Raw genomic sequence first — 17,486 nt, 5'->3', positions numbered from 1 at the left:
ATCTGGGCCCGCTACGCAGGCCTTTCCGACCGGTCCGGCGCCCCGGCAAGGCCGCTCCTACACAGACCGCGCATCATCGGCAATCCACGGCTGTACCCGACAGAAAACCCTGTCCGTTGCTACCCCTCCAGCGCGCCATGGCGCAATCAGATATGCCATTCACGACATTTGCCGCGATTCGATATCCGCTGTCGTGATCGCGCACCTGCAAGGCGGTCTCGCATAATTTCCAGCCGCTCTGGCCCGGTTAAATGGATGTGCATTCGAGCTGGCGCGCTGCTCTGCAAAGCGTGTAAAACGTCCCGCCAAGAGCACAAGAAATGTGCCTACCCCCTTGTATTCGAAGGAGATTATTTTCGCCTACGCCTGCCCGTCCTTCCTTGTGTCAGCAAAAAGAGAACAAGATCAATGAACACCGTGGGATCTGCTGGAAGTAACCTCGCGCAAGGGTTCAAACCCCGTCACGTCACGATGCTGTCCATCGCCGGCATTATCGGAGCGGGGCTCTTCGTCGGCTCCGGGCATGCCATTGCGGCAGCCGGCCCAGCCACCATCATTTCTTATTTCGTTGCCGGTACCCTGGTGGTGCTGGTGATGCGCATGCTCGGCGAAATGGCCGTCGCGCACCCCGACACCGGTTCGTTTTCAACTTACGCCGACCAGGCCATCGGTCGCTGGGCCGGCTACACCATCGGCTGGCTGTACTGGTGGTTCTGGGTCCTGGTGATCCCCATCGAGGCCCTTGCCGCCGGGCATGTGCTCAACGCCTGGTTCCCACAGGTGGACAGTTGGATCTTTGCCCTGGCCTCGATCATTCTGCTGGCCGGCACCAACCTGTTCAGCGTGGCCAAGTACGGCGAGTTCGAGTTCTGGTTTGCCATCCTCAAGGTTGTGGCCATTCTTGGCTTTATCGGGCTGGGCTTTGCTGCGTTGCTGGGCTGGTTGCCCAACCGCGAAGTCAGCGGCCTCAGCACGTTGGTAGACGAGTACGGCGGCTTCGCACCAAAAGGCTGGTCGGCCGTGATCGGCGCGTTCATCACCGTGATGTTCAGCTTTATCGGCACCGAGGCCGTAACCATCGCCGCCTCCGAGTCCAGCGACCCGTCGCGCAACATCGCCAAGGCCACCCGCTCGGTGATCTGGCGGATCAGCACCTTCTATATTCTGTCGATCTTCGTGATCATCTCGATCGTGCCGTGGAATGACCCGCAACTGGCGGTGGTAGGCTCGTACCAGCGCGCCCTGGAAATCATGAACATCCCCAACGCTGCGTTCATGGTCGACTTCGTGGTGCTGGTCGCCGTGGCCAGCTGCATGAACTCGTCGATCTACATCGCCTCACGGATGATGTATTCGCTGGCCAAACGCGGTGACGCCCCGGCTCTGCTGAAAAACACCTCGAAGGTCGGCGTGCCGCGTGCCGCTGTGTTCGGCAGCACCTTGATCGGCGCGGCGATTGCGATCCTCAACTATTTCGCTCCGGCCGGTGTGTTCGAGTTTCTGCTGGCCAGCTCTGGGGCGATTGCGCTGTTGGTGTACATGGTGATCGCCATCTCGCAGCTGCGCATGCGCCGCCGCCTGGAGCGGGAGAACACCGAGCTCAAGTTCCGCATGTGGCTGTTCCCGTACCTGACCTGGCTGGTGATCATCTTCATCGCCGCGGCCTTGAGCGTGATGATGTACACCCCCGAGCACCGCGCTGAAGTGTCGGCAACCCTGGGCCTGGCAATTGCCATCTCGTTCCTTGGCATCATCACTACCCGCGGCCACGCCCGCACCGCCGCAGCCAAGGCGCTGCCCCTGTAGGAGCGGCCTTGCCGGAGCGCCGGACCGGTCGGAAAGGCCAGCGCAGCTGGCCCGGCGATGTTGGCGGCGAAGCGGAAAATTTGGGGCCGCTACGCGACCCTTTCGCGACACGAGGCCGCTCCTACAGGGATCCGTGCATGGCATTGCTGTGCGCGGTCTGGAGCGGCTTTGTCAGTGCCCTCAGCTTGCCCCCAGAACTCATGCGGCGATTGCCCCCGGACCTGACCTGGCTGGTGATCATCTTCATCGCAGTTGCCCTGATAACAGGCGTAAAGAGTCGATGGCCGTGATGTATCCGTGCCATCACTTTTTTCGTACACTCCGCGCACTGAGTTCGCAATGGAGTGCGCAACATGCGTCGTGCTGCTGGATTGGCCGTGGTTATGGGTATGTTGTATCTGGTGCCGGCGCTGGCCAGCGAACCTGCAAAAGATCCGCTGCTGGACGCGCCCCAGGCCACTGCGCAAGCGGCACCGGCCAGCGCCCGCGGCGTGCTCAGGGCGCGCGACCAGGCGGTGCTGTCGAGCGAACTGGCCGGGCGCATCGTCGAGATGCCTTACGGCGACGGTGAAGCGTTCCAGAAGGGCAGTGTGCTGGCGCGCTTCGATTGCAGCGCCTATCAAGCCCAGCTCAATGCCGCTCAGGCTGCCGTGCGCGCCGCCCGCGAAGAACTCAATCACAACAAGCAACTGGCCGCGCTGAAGTCGGTCGGCCAGTTTGCCGTGTCGTTGGCCGAAGCCAAGCAAGCGCAGGCGCAGGCCGAGGCGCAGGTCTACCAGGTGCAGGTCAAACGCTGCGTGATCACCGCGCCGTTCGATGGCCGCGTGGTGCAGCGCCGCGCCCAGCCGCACGAAAGCGTCGCCAGCGGCACGCCGCTACTGGAAGTGGTCGACAACCGCTCGCTGGAAATTCAGTTGCTGGTGCCGTCGCGCTGGCTCGGCCGGCTCAAGCCTGGGCAAGCCTTTGAGTTCGTCCCCGATGAAACCGGCCAGCCGCTGCAGGCCCAGGTCAAGCGGGTTGGCGCGCGCATCGATGAAGGCAGCCAGACCTTGCTGCTGATCGGCACATTGCCGCAACAGGCCCCCGGGTTGCTGGCGGGCATGAGCGGTTCGGCGCACTTCGCGGAGCTGCAATGACCGCGGCGGCGGGCGGCGCTGTCGAGCGCGCGTTCGCTGTATTTCTCGGCTTGCAGCGCCAGGCCCGGCAGGCGGCCACGGCCGAGCAGCTGGGCTTCACCATGGTCAACGATGGCCAGGCCTTGTTTGGTTTTCGCCATGCCGCGCTGTTGATCGCGGGCAAGGTGCAGGCGCTGACCGGCATCAGCGTGGTCGAGGCCAACGCGCCGTTCGTGGCGTTCGTCGAGCGCGCCGCCGCCAGCTTGCACAGCCGTGGCGCCGAGGCCGGGCCGGTTGATCCGGCTGAGCTGGACGAGCAGACGGTCGGTGGGTGGCAGGCGCTGTCAGCCGCCCACGCCTGCTGGTTACCGCTGAACGATCGCCAGGGGGAAACCTTCGGTGGCCTCTGGCTGGCCCGCGAGCAGCCGTTCAGCGAGGCCGAGCTGACCTTGCTCGGGCAACTGGCCGAGACATACGCGCATGCCTGGTTGGCGTTGCGCCCGGGCAAGCCGTGGCGGCTGCGCTGGCCACGGCGGCGCATTGCCATGGTGCTTGGCGCAGCTTTGCTGGTGCTACTGGTACCGGTGCGCCAGGCCGTGCTGGCCCCCGCTGAAGTGGTGCCGTTGGGCGGCCGTGTGGTGGCCGCGCCGCTGGATGGGGTGGTGGCCGAGATCCTGGTCAAACCCAACCAGCGGGTGGAGGCGGGCGAGCTGTTGGCGCGGCTCGACGCTACCACCCTCAAGGCCCAGGCCGATGTCGCCGAGCGCTCGCTGGACGTGGCCGAGGCTGAACTCAAGGCCAGCACCCAGCGTGCGTTCTCCGATGCGCAGTCCAATGCCCGCCTCGATCTGCTCGCCGCGCGGGTAGAGCAGAAACGCGCCGAGCTCGACTATGCCCGGCAACTGCTGGCGCGCAGCGAGATTCGCGCCGAACGCGCCGGCATCGCGGTATTTGCCGATGCCGAGCGCTGGACTGGCAAGCCGGTGCAGACCGGTGAACGGCTGATGCAGATTGCCGACCCCAATCAGGCGCAGCTTCGTATGGAGCTGCCGGTGGGCGATGCCATCGCGTTGCAGCCCGGCGCTGAAGTGGCGCTGTTTCTCGACAGTGACCCGTTGCAGCGTCACGTCGCCAGCCTGGAACGTGCGGCCTATGAAGCGCAGTTGACCGCCGCCGGGCAACTGGCCTATCGGCTGGATGCAAGTTTTGCCGACAGCCCGCCGCGCATTGGCCTGCGCGGCACAGCCAAGCTTTATGGCGCGCGGGCGCCGCTGGTGTATTACCTGCTGCGTAAACCGCTGGCCGCGCTGCGCCAAGGGCTGGGTGTTTGATGCTGCCGGCACTGCGTGCAGACCTGCAGCTGTCAGCGGCCGCCCCGGCGTTCGATGGCGCGCCGCAATGGACCCTGGCCGACCCGCTGCGCGGGCGTTATTTCAAGTTGGGCAGCCCGGCGGTGCGGTTGCTGCGGCACTGGGCGCTGGGTGATCCGCAGCGGGTGTTGGCAGCTGCCAATGCCGAGCCAGGGATCCCCCTGCAGGAAGGCTTGTTGGATGAGCTGCTGACATTTCTTGGCCAGCACGACCTGATCGCCGCACTCGACCCGCGCCAGCGCGCCAGCTATGGCCTCAAGGCCGCCGGTAGCCGGCAGAGCCTGGGTACCCGGGTGCTGCACCAGTACCTGTTTTTCCGCATCCCGCTGTGGCGTCCGGATGCTTTCCTCAATCGTGCCTGGCCAGTGCTTGAGCGTAATGGTGGCTGGATCCTGCGCTATTGCCTGCCGCTGCTGTTCATCCTCGGCCTGTTTCTGGTGATGCGTGACTGGTCGCGATTTATCGCGACCTTTCCGCACCTGTTCAGCTTCGGCGGGGTGTTGGCGTTTGGCGTGGCGTTGACGTTCGCCAAGCTGCTGCATGAATTTGGCCATGCGTTCATGGCCAAGCGCGCGGGCTGTCGAGTGCAGAGCATGGGGCTGGCGTTCATGGTGTTGCTGCCGATGTTCTACACCGATGTCAGCGATGCCTGGCGGGTCAGTGACCGTCGCTCGCGCTTGCTGATCGATGCCGGTGGCGTGTTTGCCGAACTGGTGCTGGCAGTGTTGGCCCTGCTGGCCTGGTCGTTGCTGCCGGACGGACCGGCGCGCACGGCGGCATTCATGCTGGCCACTGCAACCTGGGTGACGACTTTGCTGATCAACCTGAACCCATTCATGCGCTTTGATGGATATTTTCTGGTCAGCGACCTGTGGGGCGTGGAGAACCTGCAGAACCGCTCGTTTGCGTTGTGCCGCTGGCAGCTGCGCGAGACGCTGTTCGGCTACGGCGACCCTGCGCCGGAGCCGTGGCCGACGTTGATGCGCCGACGTTTGCTGGTGTGGGGCTACTGCTCGTGGATCTGGCGCGCAGTGCTGTTTTTTGGTATCGCCCTGGCGGTCTATCACCTGTTCTTCAAGGTGCTGGGGATATTTCTGATGGCGGTGGAGCTGGTCTGGTTCATCGGCCTGCCGGTGTACAAAGAGCTGCGCCACTGGTGGCAGCGGCGCGCTCAGGCGACCCCGCACAAGTTGTTCTGGTTAGGCGCCGGTTTGCTGGCCGTGCTGGCGGTGTTGGTGCTGCCGTGGCGCACCGCAGTCGAAGTGCCGGCAGTGCTGGAAGCCTCACGAACTTCGGCATTGCACGCGCCGGTCGCCGCCCGCCTGACCGCGCTGCATGTGCAGGATGGCCAGGTAGTCAGCCAAGGCCAGTTGCTGCTGGAACTGGAGTCGCCCGATCTGGATTCACGGCAGGTGATCGTACGCCGGGAAATCGAGATTCTGCAGTTGCTGTCACGGCGTCAGGCCAGCCGCAGCGAAACCGCAGGTGATGCGGGCATTCTGGAGCAGCAACTGGCCGAGGCGGTCGCCGAGTACCGCGGCCTGGCGGCTCAGCGCGAGCGCCTGCAGATCCGCGCGCCGCAAGCGGGGGTAATGCGCGACCTGCCGCCTGAGTTGACGCCCGGGCTGTGGCTCAGCCCGAGCCAGACCCTCGGCCGAATCGTCGAGCCTGGCGTGCGCTTGCGGGGTTATCTGGCCGAAGCCTCGCTGTGGCGGGTCGCGCCTGGCAGCACCGGGCGCTTCATTGCCGATGATCCGGCGCGGGCGGCTATCGAGGTGCGTCTGGACACAATCGACGCCACCGGCGTTAGGTATGTCGAGCTTGAAGCGCTCACCTCCGATCATCACGGCCCGATTGCCGTACGCCGCGACACTCAGCACCGCGCCGAGCCGGTCCAGGCCCAATATGGCGTGCGCCTGAGCCCGCTGAGTGACATAGCGGAAGTCGACCAGCCACGGCGCGGCGTGGTGGTGCTGGAGGGTGCTGGCGAGTCGTTGCTCGGTGGTCTGTGGCGACGCCTGGCAGCGCTGGGTGTGCGCGAAAGCGGTTTCTAGAGTTGTGCTCAACGGTAAGGAGTGACCATGCCTGAAGTCCCGCTGCCCCTGTGTTCGCGGTTGCCGCTGGCGATAGATCTGGCGGCGCTGTTGCAGGCCCTGGCGCAAGTCGACAGTGGCCTCTGGCGAGGCCACTTCAACACCGCTTATCACCAGGGTGACTGGAGTGGCATCGACCTGATCGCCGCCGCCGATGCGCACCTGCCGCTGGCGCCCGGTGCCGGTGCGCCGGTGCAGCAGCAGACCTGGCAGCACGAGCCCGCCTGGCATAGCCTGCGCGAAAGCCTGGGCAGTGATTTGCGCGCGGCGCGGTTGCTGCGCCTGGGGCCGGGCGCGCGGATTCATGAGCACCGCGACCCTGACCTTGGTCGCCCCGACGGCTGCCTGCGCCTGCATGTACCGTTACTCAGCCCGGCCGGGGTGGAGTTTTTGCTCGATGACCAGCAGGTGCCGATGCAGCCTGGTGAATGCTGGTTCCTCGACCTGTCGCGGCCGCATCGGGTCGACAACTGCAGCGAGGCCGAGCGGATCAATCTGGTCCTCGACTGCGAGCCAACGCCAGCCTTGCTCAGCCTGATCGAGCAAGGCCTTGAGCAAACTCCGCAGTTGCAGGCGAGTCGCGCCGGGCAAGCCTTTGCCCAGTTCAGGCTGCTGCTGACGGCGCGGCCTGAGCTGGCCGCGAGCCTGCAGGCGCTGACCGAGCCGCAGGCATTCATCGAACAAACCCGGCAGATGGGCGCCGCAGCGGGCCTGTATTTCGCCGAGGCAGACGTGCGCAGCGCGATGCGCCAAGGCAAACAAGCATGGAACGACCAATGGCGAGTGTGAACCCCGAACTGGATTTTACCGGCTGGCTGCCGATCCGCAGTTGGCAGCGCGCCGGCGAGTGGCGGGTTGACTGGTGCTGGTTTGGCCAGCAGCGCCTGACCAGACCGTTTTTGCGTGACGACGTCGATGCCGCGCTGCGCCTGCCGTTCAACCAGGCGTTTCGCCGCGAAACCGGCCTCCAGGCGTTGCTCGACTGGCAGCAGCGCAGCCCGGGCATCGGTCCCAGCGCGCTGGTGTTTCATGCCTCGCGGTGTGGCTCGACGCTGATCGCACAACTGCTGGCGGGGCTTGAGCGCAACATCGTGCTGTCAGAGCCACCACCGCTGGACAACCTGCTGCGCGCGCATCTTGTGGATGCCGACGCCAGCGCCTGGCAGCCGCGCGCGCTGTCGGCGTTGTTGTCTGCCTATGGCCAGCGCCGCCGCGGTGACGAGCAGCAGTTGCTGATCAAACTGGATGCCTGGAACGTGTTCGAGGGCGCGCAACTGTGCACGTTGTACCCAGACACACCACGGATTTTTCTCTACCGCGACCCCTTGGAAATCGTCGTTTCGCAGATGCGTCAGGCCGGCATGCAGCGGGTGCCAGGCCTGCTCGGCGTGACCGCGCTGGATCAACTGCTGCCGGACGCAGCAGGCTTGGACCCGCTGCAGTACACCTGCCGGATGATCGCCGAAGTGCTGTGCGCGGGCCTTGAGCTGTGCCAGCGCCACGGTGCGGTCGCGGTCAACTACAACGAGCTGCCGCACGCCTGTTGGGGGCGACTCGCGCCGCTGTTCGCGGTCACTGCCGAGGACCACGCGCAGTTGCAGCAGACTGCCGCATTCGATGCCAAGCAGCCGTACATGGCCTTCGCGGCGGACAGCCAGCGCAAGCGGGATGACGCCAGCCCCGAGGTACGTCAGGCGGTCACTCGCTGGGCGGCTGATGCGTATATTTCCTTGGAATCCATTCGCTTGCAGCGCAGCTGAAACAAGGTGTCAAAAAGGCCTCAAACAGGCGTTTGATAAAATAGTGGCATTTGGCTTCTTCTGCGCTAGCAGGCGGGCTGGCAGTTCGGCTACGCTGCCGCCCATATTGTCTGACAGTCCATCATGGAAGCGCGCCCCGGCTTGGGGAAACATTGCACGGAAGCAATCCCGCCATGTCATCGCCCGAGGTTTCTCTTCGTCCGTGTGTGGACGCCGACCTGGCGTTCCTGAGTGCTCTGTACGCGCACACCCGCTCGGCTGAAATGGCCCAGCTGGGCTGGCCAGCGGCTGCGGTCGAGGCCTTTGTTGCCCAGCAATTCGCGGCTCAGCAGCAGCACTACCTAAGCCACTATGGCGACGCCCAGCAGATGATCATCGAGGCGGCTGGTGAACCTGTCGGCCGCGCCTATCTGCACTGGAGCGCAGCCCAGCTGCACATCATCGACATCAGTTTGCTGCCGGCCTGGCAAGGGCAGGGCATCGGTACCCGGCTGCTCGGCCAATGGCTGGCCCGCGCCGATGCCAGCGGCTTGCTCGTCAGCCTGCAAGTGCTGGCCGGCAATCCGGCACAGCGGCTGTACCTGCGTCACGGTTTTCAAGCGAGCGCGGATGACGGCTTGTATCTGCACATGCAGCGCCAACCTTTGCTCAGCGCAGCGTAAGTAATCATTTTTGCGGGCCATCTGGCCCGGGTTTCCCATGCAGTCAAAGGAGCGCAGTAAATGGATCCGTTTCTTGGTGAAGTCAGAATGTTTGCCGGCAATTTCGCGCCACGTGGCTGGGCATTCTGCCAGGGGCAACTGCTGCCAATTCGGCAGTACACGGCGTTGTTCTCTCTATTGGGCACCGCTTACGGTGGCGACGGTGTAAACACCTTCGGCTTGCCCGACTTGCGCGGTCGTTCGCCGATCGGCACCGGCCAAGGCCCTGGCTTGGCTGGCGTCGACATCGGCGAAAAAGCGGGCAGCGAATCGGTGAGCCTCACCGCGAACAACTTCCCGCCGATGGCAGTCAACCTGGCTGCGGTGAGAGCCACAGTTGCTGTGCCGGTATCCAACGGTGACGCTGACAGCAACCTGCCTGCGACGAACCGTGTGCTGGCCAAATCGGTGGATGCCGACGGTAGTGGTGTGAATGTGAGTATCTACAGCGAAAGCGCCGCCACGACCACGCTCGCACCGTTCCAGGCGCCACTGTCCGGGGTGGCCACGATTGGCGGCGCATCGATCCCGGTCAGCTTGCGCGACCCTTATCTGGGCGTGAGCATGATCATTGCGACCGAAGGTATTTTCCCGTCGCGCAACTAAGCCCGGCTGGTACGGCGCCTGCCGCAGCAAGGGTGCTGCGGCAGGCGCCCTGAACTTCCCAAGGACATTGCCGGTTTTCGTCAGGAGGCCGGCTGGAAACACCAGCACAAGGCTGAGCGAGGACATCATGGCATTCTGGAAACGCGGCACGCGCACCACCCCACCTACCGTTTCCGTGAGTTCGCCGAGCCTGATTCAGGCCCTCGAACCGCGCATGATGTTCGACGCCTCGGTGCCGGTGGTTGCCGACCAAGCGGCGCTGGCCGTCGAAGCCGCAGCCGCTGCCGCGGGGCACGACCCGGCCAGCAGCCAGGATGCCGCCAGCGAGCATGACCCCGCACCTGCCACAGCAGCGCCGGCCACCGCATCGGCGGATGTCGCCGGCGGCCATGAAGTGGTGTTCATCGACTCGGCGGTCAGCGATTACCAGAAGCTGATCGCCGGCCTGCCCGAAGGCGTCGAAGTGGTGGTGCTGGACAACAGTAAGGACGGCCTCAAGCAGATCGCCGACTACCTCGACGGGCGCAAGGACATTGCCTCGATCGATATCATCAGCCATGGCGACGCGGGCTATATCTACCTGGCCGGCGATGCGATCTGGACCAATCAGCTAGACGCCCATGCGGCCGACCTGGCGCGCATCGGTGCCAGCCTGGCCGAAGGCGGCGATGTGCGCTTCTTCGCCTGCAATACCGGCGCAGGCGCCGAGGGCCAGCAGTTCGTCAACGAAGTGTCGCGCCTGACCGGCGCCGATGTCGGCGCCTCGAATGATTCCACCGGCAACCGTGCCGGTGAGGATTGGCAGCTGGAAACCGTCGCTGGCGCAGTCGCCAGCGGGGTTGGCGTACAGCGCGGCGACCTGTCGGCGTTTACTACCTCGCTGGCAACCATCACCGTCACCGACACCGATGCTTCGTCGACCGTGGTCAACGGCAAGGTCTCGCTCGCCGAGGCCATCCAGGCCGCCAACGGCGATGTCTCGGTGGATGGCTCAGCGGCCGGCAGCGGCAGTGACATCATCGTCTTCCACCAGGACCTCAAGGGCCAGACCATTCGCTGGTCATCTGCGACCGCCTTGGCCGTGACCAGCACGATCACCATCAACGGTGATGTCGACGGCGACGGCGTCGGCGACATCATCCTCAGTGGTGACGTCAACAACAACGGCTCGCGTGAAGCGCTGGAGTCCTCCGGCCTCGCCATTAATTCCGGCGCACTGACGGTGCGCAATCTGGATTTTCGCGGGTTTTCCGGAAACATCAACGGCGGCGTCCTGCGTGCCAACGGCGGCGCGCTGACGGTTGAAGACTCGAACTTCCAGAACAACTCGGGCACCGTGATCAACTCCACCACGGCGGTGGGCACCGCCATCACGCTGCGCAACAGCACCTTGCACGACAACAGCAGCACGATCGTTGGGGCAACCGCCATGAGCTCGTTGGTGCGGCTGGCCGGCACCGGTAGTTATGTGCTCGAGAACGTTGCGATCTACAACAACAGTGGTACCCATGCCGGCGGCGGCACAGTAGCTTCAGGGGGGATCCTGATCCTGAACTCGGCCACGGTGCAGATCGTCAACAGCACCATTGCCAACAACGTCTTTACCTATACCGGCGCGGGCGGCATCAGCAGCGCCGGCCTCGGCTGGACGGGAACTGCGACGGGCCTGATCGCCGTGCAGAACACCATCATCAGCGGCAATACGGTCAACAGCGTTGATGCCAATCTGCAAGCTGGCACCGCCTACACCAACACCACCAACCTGATTGGCACCACCGTCAACTTCGTCGACGCCGCCAATGGCGACCTGCGCCTGGCGGCCAGCGCCAGCAATGCGATCAACCAGGGCACCAGTACGGGCGCCCCCACCACCGACCTGCGTGGCTTCGAGCGCCCGCGCGGCGGCGCGGTGGATATCGGTGCCTACGAGGTGCTGTACGACAGCGCACCGCTGGTCGACCTCGACAGCACTACAGGCGGTAACGACAGCAGCGTCGATTTCAACGGCAGCGCGGTGACGCTGCTGCCGAACATCGTCATCACCCAGAGCGACGGCGACACCCAGGTCAGCGGGGCCAGCCTTAGCTTGAGCGGCAGCCTCGATGGCAACAACGAAGTGTTGCTGCTCAGCGCCGGCCAGCTCGCTACCGCTGCCAGCTACGGCATCAGCGTGACCGGCTCGGGCACCTCGACACTGGCCCTCAGCGGTGTCGCCACGCTGGCCCAGTACCGCGCCGTGCTGGCCGCAGTGCAGTACAGCAACAGCACGCCGGCCTATACCGCGGGCACTCGCAGCGTGACCGTGCAGGTCAACGATGACATGGGCAGCACCGCGCGCACCGCGCTGGTGGTGGTGCAGCCGCTGAATGCGGCGCCGGTGATCGGCAACCTCAACGGCGACAGTGCCGCCTTCACTCAAGGTGGCGGCGCGGTGCTGATTGATGCCGGCGGTAACGCTACGGTGAGCGACAGCGACTCGACCGATTTTGCCGGTGGTGCGTTGACCGTGTCGGTCTCGGGCAATGCCGCGCCGGGCGAAGATCGCCTGGCGATTCGCAACCAAGGCAACGGCGTCGGGCAAATCGGCGTCAGCGGCACCAACGTCAGCTACGGCGGCACCGTGATCGGCACGCTCAGCGGCGGCAGCGGCGGCAGCAACCTGGTCGTCAGCCTCAACGCCAATGCCAACGCCGCTGCGGTCGAAGCGCTGGTGCGCAACCTGACCTACGACAACAGCAATGCCAGCAACGCGATTGGCCAGGCGAGCCGCACGCTCAGCGTGACCGTCAGCGATGGTGACGGCGCGACCTCAAGCGTCGCCAACGTCGTGGTTGCCGTGCGCGAGACCGTGCCGCCAACCGCAACCATCGTTGTCAGCGACAGCACCTTGCTGGCCGGTGAAACCACCCTGGTCAGCATCACCTTCAGTGAGGCGGTCAGCGGCCTGACCGTTGGCGACTTCACGGTGGCCAACGGCGTATTGAGCAACCTCAGCAGCGGCGACGGTGGCATCACCTGGACCGCCACGCTCACGCCCAGCAGCGCCACCACCGACAGCAGCAACCTGATTTCCCTGAATAACGCAGGGGTCACCGACGCCGCCGGCAATGCCGGCGTCGGTACTACCGAGTCGAATAATTACGCCATCGATACCGAGCGTCCGACGGCAGTCGTGAGCCTCTCCAGTAGCAGTTTGCTCGCGGGCCAGACCGCCGTGGTGACCATCACCTTCAGCGAGGCCGTGAGCGGCTTCAACCTGGCCGACCTGAGCGCCACCAACGGCGACTTGAGTGGTCTGAGCAGCAGCGACGGCGGCATCACCTGGACCGCGCTGTTGACCCCGACCGCAGCCTCGACCAGCGTCGCCAATGTGGTCAGCGTCAACTTGGCGGGGGTTGCTGATCTGAGCGGCAACGCCGGCACCGGCTCGGCACCGTCGCCGGCCTACAGCGTCGACACGGCACGGCCCACCGCCAGCATTGTGGTTGCTGATACGGCGCTGCGGGCCGGTGAAACCAGCTTGGTCACCATTACCTTCAGCGAAGCCGTCACTGGTTTCAGCAACGTTGACCTGAGCGTCGCCAACGGTTCGCTCAGCAGCGTCAGCAGCAGCGACGGCGGCGTTACCTGGACGGCGACCTTCACCCCCGACGCAGATATCACCAGCACCGGTAACCTGATCAGCCTGGACAACAGCGGTGTCAGCGACCAGGCGGGCAACACCGGCATCGGCAGCACCGACTCGAACAATTTCGCCATCGACACCCAGCGCCCGACTGCGACTATCGTGGTCGCTGACAGCGCCCTGAGCGTCGGCGAAACGTCGACCGTCACCGTCACCTTCAGCGAGGCGGTGACCGGCTTTACCCGAGCCGATCTGAGTGTCAGCGTTGGCCAGCTGAGCAATTTCATCAGCAGCGATGGCGGGGTGACCTGGACTGGCACCCTGACCCCCGACAGCAACATCTCCAACACCAGCAATGTGATTGTTCTGGACAACACTGGCGTCGCCGACCTGGCCGGCAACAGCGGCAGCGGCACTACCGAGTCGAACGCCTTCGCCGTCGACACCCAGCGCCCGACTGCCGTGATCAGCATGGCCGACACCGCGCTCAGCGCTGGCGAAAGCACGCTGGTGACCTTCACCTTCAGCGAGGCTGTGAACGGCTTCGACAACTCTGACGTGAGCGTGGCCAACGGCACCCTCGGCAATGTAGTCAGCATCGACGGCGGCATCACCTGGACGGCGTTGTTCACGCCGACGCTGCAGGTACAGGACGGCACCAACCTGATCACCCTGAACAACAGCGGCATCACCGATCTGGCCGGCAACAGCGGTACTGGCACGACCAATTCGCCTAACTACACCGTCAACACCGTGCTGCCGACCGCAACCATCGTGGTTGCCGACACGGCCTTGGCAGTCGGCGAAACCAGCCTGGTCACAATCACCTTCAGCGAGGCGGTGGCGGGTTTTACCCTCACCGACCTGAGCGTTGCCAACGGCAGCCTGAGCGGGCTCGGCAGCAGTGATGGCGGCATCACCTGGACCGCGATACTGACCCCGACAAGCAATGTCGAGGACAGCAGCAACCTGATCACGCTGGACAACAGCGGTGTGACGGGGGCGTCCGGTAACACCGGCATTGGCAGTACCGACTCGAACAATTTCGTCATCGACACCCAGCGCCCGACTGCGACTATCGTGGTCGCTGACAGCGCCCTGAGCGTCGGCGAAACGTCGACCGTCACCGTCACCTTCAGCGAGGCGGTGACCGGCTTTACCCGGGCCGATCTGAGTGTCAGCGTTGGCCAGCTGAGCAATTTCATCAGCAGCGATGGCGGGGTGACCTGGACTGGCACCCTGACCCCCGACAGCAACATCTCCAACACCAGCAATGTGATTGTTCTGGACAACACTGGCGTCGCCGACCTGGCCGGCAACAACGGCAGCGGCACGACCGAGTCGAACGCCTTCGCTGTCGATACCCAGCGCCCGACTGCGGTGATCAGCATGGCCGACACGGCGCTGAGCGCTGGCGAGAGCACGTTGGTGACCTTCACCTTCAGCGAGGCCGTGAACGGCTTCAGCAACGATGACCTGAGCGTGGCCAACGGCACCCTCAGCGATGTAACCAGCATCGACGGCGGCATCACCTGGACGGCGTTGTTCACGCCGACGCTGCAGGTACAGGACGGCACCAACCTGATCACCCTGAACAACAGCGGCATCACCGATCTGGCCGGCAACAGCGGTACTGGCACGACCAACTCGCCTAACTACACCGTCAACACCGTGCTGCCGACGGCCACCATCGTGGTTGCCGACACGGTCTTGGCGGTCGGCGAAACCAGCCTGGTCACAATCACCTTCAGCGAGGCGGTGAGCGGCTTCACCAATGCCGACTTGAGCATTGCCAACGGTACGCTCAGCACTGTCAGCAGCAGTGATGGAGGTATTACCTGGACAGCCACGTTCACGCCATCGAGCAACGTCGATGACAGTACCAACCTGATTACCCTCGACAACACCGGTGTGATGGGGGCGTCCGGTAATACCGGCATCGGCAGCACCGACTCGAACAATTTCGCCATCGACACCCAGCGCCCGACCGCCACTATCGTAGTCGCGGACAACGCCTTGAGCATCGGCGAAACGTCGACAGTCACCATCACCTTCAGCGAAGCGGTGAGCGGCTTTACCACCGCCGACCTCAACGTCACCGTTGGCCTGCTGAGCAATTTGAGCAGCAGCGATGGCGGGGTTACCTGGACTGCCACCCTGACCCCGACCAGTAACATCGCCAACACCAGCAACGTCGTTGTTCTGAACAACGCTGGGGTCACCGACCAGGCCGGTAACAGCGGCATCGGCAGTACCGACTCGAATACCTTCGCCGTCGATACTCAGCGCCCGACCTCGACCATCGTCCTTTCCGACTCGGTACTGACGGCAGGGCAGACCTCGCAGGTGACCATCACCTTCAGCGAAGCGGTGACCGGTTTGACGCTGGATGATTTCAGCGTCAGCAATGGCCAACTGAGCAACCTTTCCAGCAGCGATGGCGGCGTGACCTGGACGGCGACGTTCACTCCCGCCAGTAATGTCGAGCAAGCCGGCAACCTGATCAGCCTGGACAACAGCCGCTACACCGACCTGGCAGGCAACAGCGGGACCGGCAGCAGCGCTTCGCCGGCGTTCAGCATCGACACCGTGCGCCCCAACGCAACCATCGTGGTCGCCGACAGCACGCTGACCGGTGGTGAGAGCAGCCTGGTCACAATCACCTTCAACGAGCCCGTAAGCGGGTTGACGCTGGCTGACTTCAGCGTCACCAATGGCGCACTTACCAACTTGTCCAGCAGCGACGGCGGGATTACCTGGACCGCAACCTTGACCCCCACCGCAGGCGTCGAGGCTGCCAGCAACCTGGTCAGCCTGAACAACGCCGGCGTGACCGATCAGGCTGGCAACAGCGGCGCTGGCAGCAGCGTCTCGAATGCCTTTGCGGTCGACAGTCGCGCGCCGACCGTAGCCGTCAGCAGCGTCGACAGTTCACCGAACACCCCCGACAGCGTGCGCTTCACCGTGACCTTCAGCGAGGCGGTCAACGGCGTCGACCTGGCCGACTTCGCCCTGCTCGCGACCGGCAACGCCAGCGGCACGTTGAGCAGTCTGCAACGCCTGGATGCGAACACCTATGTGGTCACCGTCAGTGGCATCAGCGGCAGCGGCAACCTGAGCTTGAACCTCAACGGCGCTGCCAGCGGCATTGCCGATCAGGCCGGCAACGCCCTCAGCGGCGGCATCACCGGCGGGGGTTACAACGTCGACCGTGTGGCGCCAGTCACCACTGGCGTGACGGTCCCGGTCGGGGTTACCTACAGCGCCGGCGACAACCTGTCGTTCGTGGTCAACACCAGCGAAACCGTGCTGGTCAACGGCACGCCGCAGCTGGCGCTGGATATCGGCGGGCGCACCGTATTCGCCAACTATGTCGCCGGCTCGGGTAGCTCGACGCTGGTGTTCCAGTACACCGTGCAAGCCGGCGACAACGACGCCAACGGCATTCAGGTGGTCGGCTTGTCGAGCAACGGCGGCAGCCTGCGCGATGCCGCCGGCAACGCCATGCAACTGGCCCTGAACAATGTCGCCGACAGCAGCGGCGTGACCGTCGATACCGATGCGCCGCAGGTCGAGTCGATCGTCGCCGCGCCTTCGGCGCCGGGCAGCATGAGCTTTACCGTGACCTTCAGCGAAGCCGTCAACGGCGTGCAACTGTCCGACTTCAGCCTGCTCACCACCGGCAACGCCAGCGGCAGCCTGCAGTCGCTGGTGCAGATCGATGCGCGTACCTGGCAGGTCAATGTTATCGGCACGGGCGGCTCCGGCAGCCTGGCGCTGGCGCTCAACGGCACGGCCGGCACGATTACCGATAACGCCGGCAACCCGATCAGCGGCGGCTTCAGCAGCCAGGGCCAGAGCATGGTCGCCAACGACGGCGACCCCGAGTTCCGCGCCAACGCCGGGGTCAGCCCGCTGGCACCTGCGCAGCCATTGCTGGTGCCGCAGGTGCCGCTGGCGACGTCGATGGACGCACGCTCGCCGCTGCTGCCAGCACCGCTGTTCGAGGTGCCGACCCTGGGCAACGGCGTAGCCACGCTGGGCAGTATCTTTATCCACAACGGCGCGCTGGCGCCCAGCTACCTGGCGCAGGTATTCGCCAGCAGCAGCGGCACGCCGGCCACTGGCGGTGTATTCGGCCTGGCCGGCAGCGACGGCAACGCGTTCGGCAGCAGCAGCCTGGCCAGCATCTTCAGCAAGACCATGCCCGACGACGGCGGCCAGTACGAACTCAGCGGCGGCAAGCCGTGGCGCCAGGGCGGCGAAGGCGGGGCGGGCAGGGGCATGACCTCGGCGCCAAGCCTGGGCCAACAGTTACAAGGCATCACCGACAATCAACAACGCCCGACCAGGGAACTGGCGCAGGCGCTGGGGCAGATCAACGCACGCGTACCTCAGGTGTGAGCGGGC

9 protein-coding genes are annotated in these 17,486 nt (G+C 64.8%); all 9 read left to right on the top strand.

Annotated elements, in window-relative coordinates; translation table 11 throughout:
* Nucleotides 1–408 precede the first annotated feature (408 nt).
* The 9 genes from gabP (at nt 409) to ACIOAU_RS20615 (ending at nt 17,480) form a co-directional block, all read left to right on the top strand.
* Nucleotides 409–1,806, top strand: a complete 1,398-nt coding sequence (gene gabP, locus ACIOAU_RS20655) for a GABA permease (RefSeq protein ID WP_101322219.1) — start codon at nt 409–411, stop codon at nt 1,804–1,806.
* A gap of 353 nt (nt 1,807–2,159) precedes the next feature.
* Nucleotides 2,160–2,942 carry an efflux RND transporter periplasmic adaptor subunit gene (locus ACIOAU_RS20650; protein WP_150571271.1) on the top strand — a complete coding sequence of 261 codons (783 nt, stop codon included), beginning with the start codon at nt 2,160–2,162 and terminating at the stop codon, nt 2,940–2,942.
* Nucleotides 2,939–4,252, top strand: a complete 1,314-nt coding sequence (locus ACIOAU_RS20645; protein ID WP_401184336.1) for an efflux RND transporter periplasmic adaptor subunit — start codon at nt 2,939–2,941, stop codon at nt 4,250–4,252. The genes ACIOAU_RS20650 and ACIOAU_RS20645 overlap by 4 nt, the downstream gene beginning before the upstream one ends.
* A complete protein-coding gene (locus ACIOAU_RS20640) occupies nt 4,249–6,345 on the top strand; it encodes a biotin/lipoyl-binding protein (RefSeq protein ID WP_401184333.1) in 2,097 nt (698 codons plus the stop codon). The genes ACIOAU_RS20645 and ACIOAU_RS20640 overlap by 4 nt, the downstream gene beginning before the upstream one ends.
* Before the next feature lie 27 nt (nt 6,346–6,372).
* Entirely contained in the window at nt 6,373–7,173 is an 801-nt protein-coding gene (locus ACIOAU_RS20635; protein ID WP_401184330.1) for an aspartyl/asparaginyl beta-hydroxylase domain-containing protein, read from the top strand.
* Nucleotides 7,161–8,144 carry a sulfotransferase family protein gene (locus ACIOAU_RS20630; protein WP_401184327.1) on the top strand — a complete coding sequence of 328 codons (984 nt, stop codon included), beginning with the start codon at nt 7,161–7,163 and terminating at the stop codon, nt 8,142–8,144. Before ACIOAU_RS20635 ends, ACIOAU_RS20630 begins: the two co-directional genes overlap by 13 nt.
* 173 nt (nt 8,145–8,317) lie before the next feature.
* Entirely contained in the window at nt 8,318–8,806 is a 489-nt protein-coding gene (locus tag ACIOAU_RS20625; RefSeq protein ID WP_401184324.1) for a GNAT family N-acetyltransferase, read from the top strand.
* Nucleotides 8,807–8,866: 60 nt separating this feature from the next.
* Nucleotides 8,867–9,451 carry a phage tail protein gene (locus ACIOAU_RS20620; protein ID WP_101322212.1) on the top strand — a complete coding sequence of 195 codons (585 nt, stop codon included), beginning with the start codon at nt 8,867–8,869 and terminating at the stop codon, nt 9,449–9,451.
* Nucleotides 9,452–9,578: 127 nt separating this feature from the next.
* On the top strand, nt 9,579–17,480 hold the full coding sequence (locus tag ACIOAU_RS20615; protein ID WP_401184321.1) for an Ig-like domain-containing protein: 7,902 nt from the start codon (nt 9,579–9,581) through the stop codon (nt 17,478–17,480).
* Nucleotides 17,481–17,486 lie beyond the last annotated feature (6 nt).

Origin of the sequence: Pseudomonas sp. NPDC088322, assembly GCF_044740745.1 — a bacterium.
In the GTDB taxonomy this organism is placed as follows: Bacteria; Pseudomonadota; Gammaproteobacteria; order Pseudomonadales; family Pseudomonadaceae; genus Aquipseudomonas; species Aquipseudomonas shirazensis.
This window is presented reverse-complemented; position numbering and strand designations above follow the sequence as displayed.

Bases quoted from the DNA above. Each gene is read 5' to 3' on its own strand.
- ACIOAU_RS20630 (WP_401184327.1), top strand. From the start codon at position 7,161: ATGGCGAGTGTGAACCCCGAACTGGATTTTACCGGCTGGCTGCCGATC.
- ACIOAU_RS20615 (WP_401184321.1), top strand. From the start codon at position 9,579: ATGGCATTCTGGAAACGCGGCACGCGCACCACCCCACCTACCGTTTCC.
- ACIOAU_RS20645 (WP_401184336.1), top strand. From the start codon at position 2,939: ATGACCGCGGCGGCGGGCGGCGCTGTCGAGCGCGCGTTCGCTGTATTT.
- gabP (WP_101322219.1), top strand. From the start codon at position 409: ATGAACACCGTGGGATCTGCTGGAAGTAACCTCGCGCAAGGGTTCAAA.
- ACIOAU_RS20620 (WP_101322212.1), top strand. From the start codon at position 8,867: ATGGATCCGTTTCTTGGTGAAGTCAGAATGTTTGCCGGCAATTTCGCG.
- ACIOAU_RS20625 (WP_401184324.1), top strand. From the start codon at position 8,318: ATGTCATCGCCCGAGGTTTCTCTTCGTCCGTGTGTGGACGCCGACCTG.
- ACIOAU_RS20635 (WP_401184330.1), top strand. From the start codon at position 6,373: ATGCCTGAAGTCCCGCTGCCCCTGTGTTCGCGGTTGCCGCTGGCGATA.
- ACIOAU_RS20650 (WP_150571271.1), top strand. From the start codon at position 2,160: ATGCGTCGTGCTGCTGGATTGGCCGTGGTTATGGGTATGTTGTATCTG.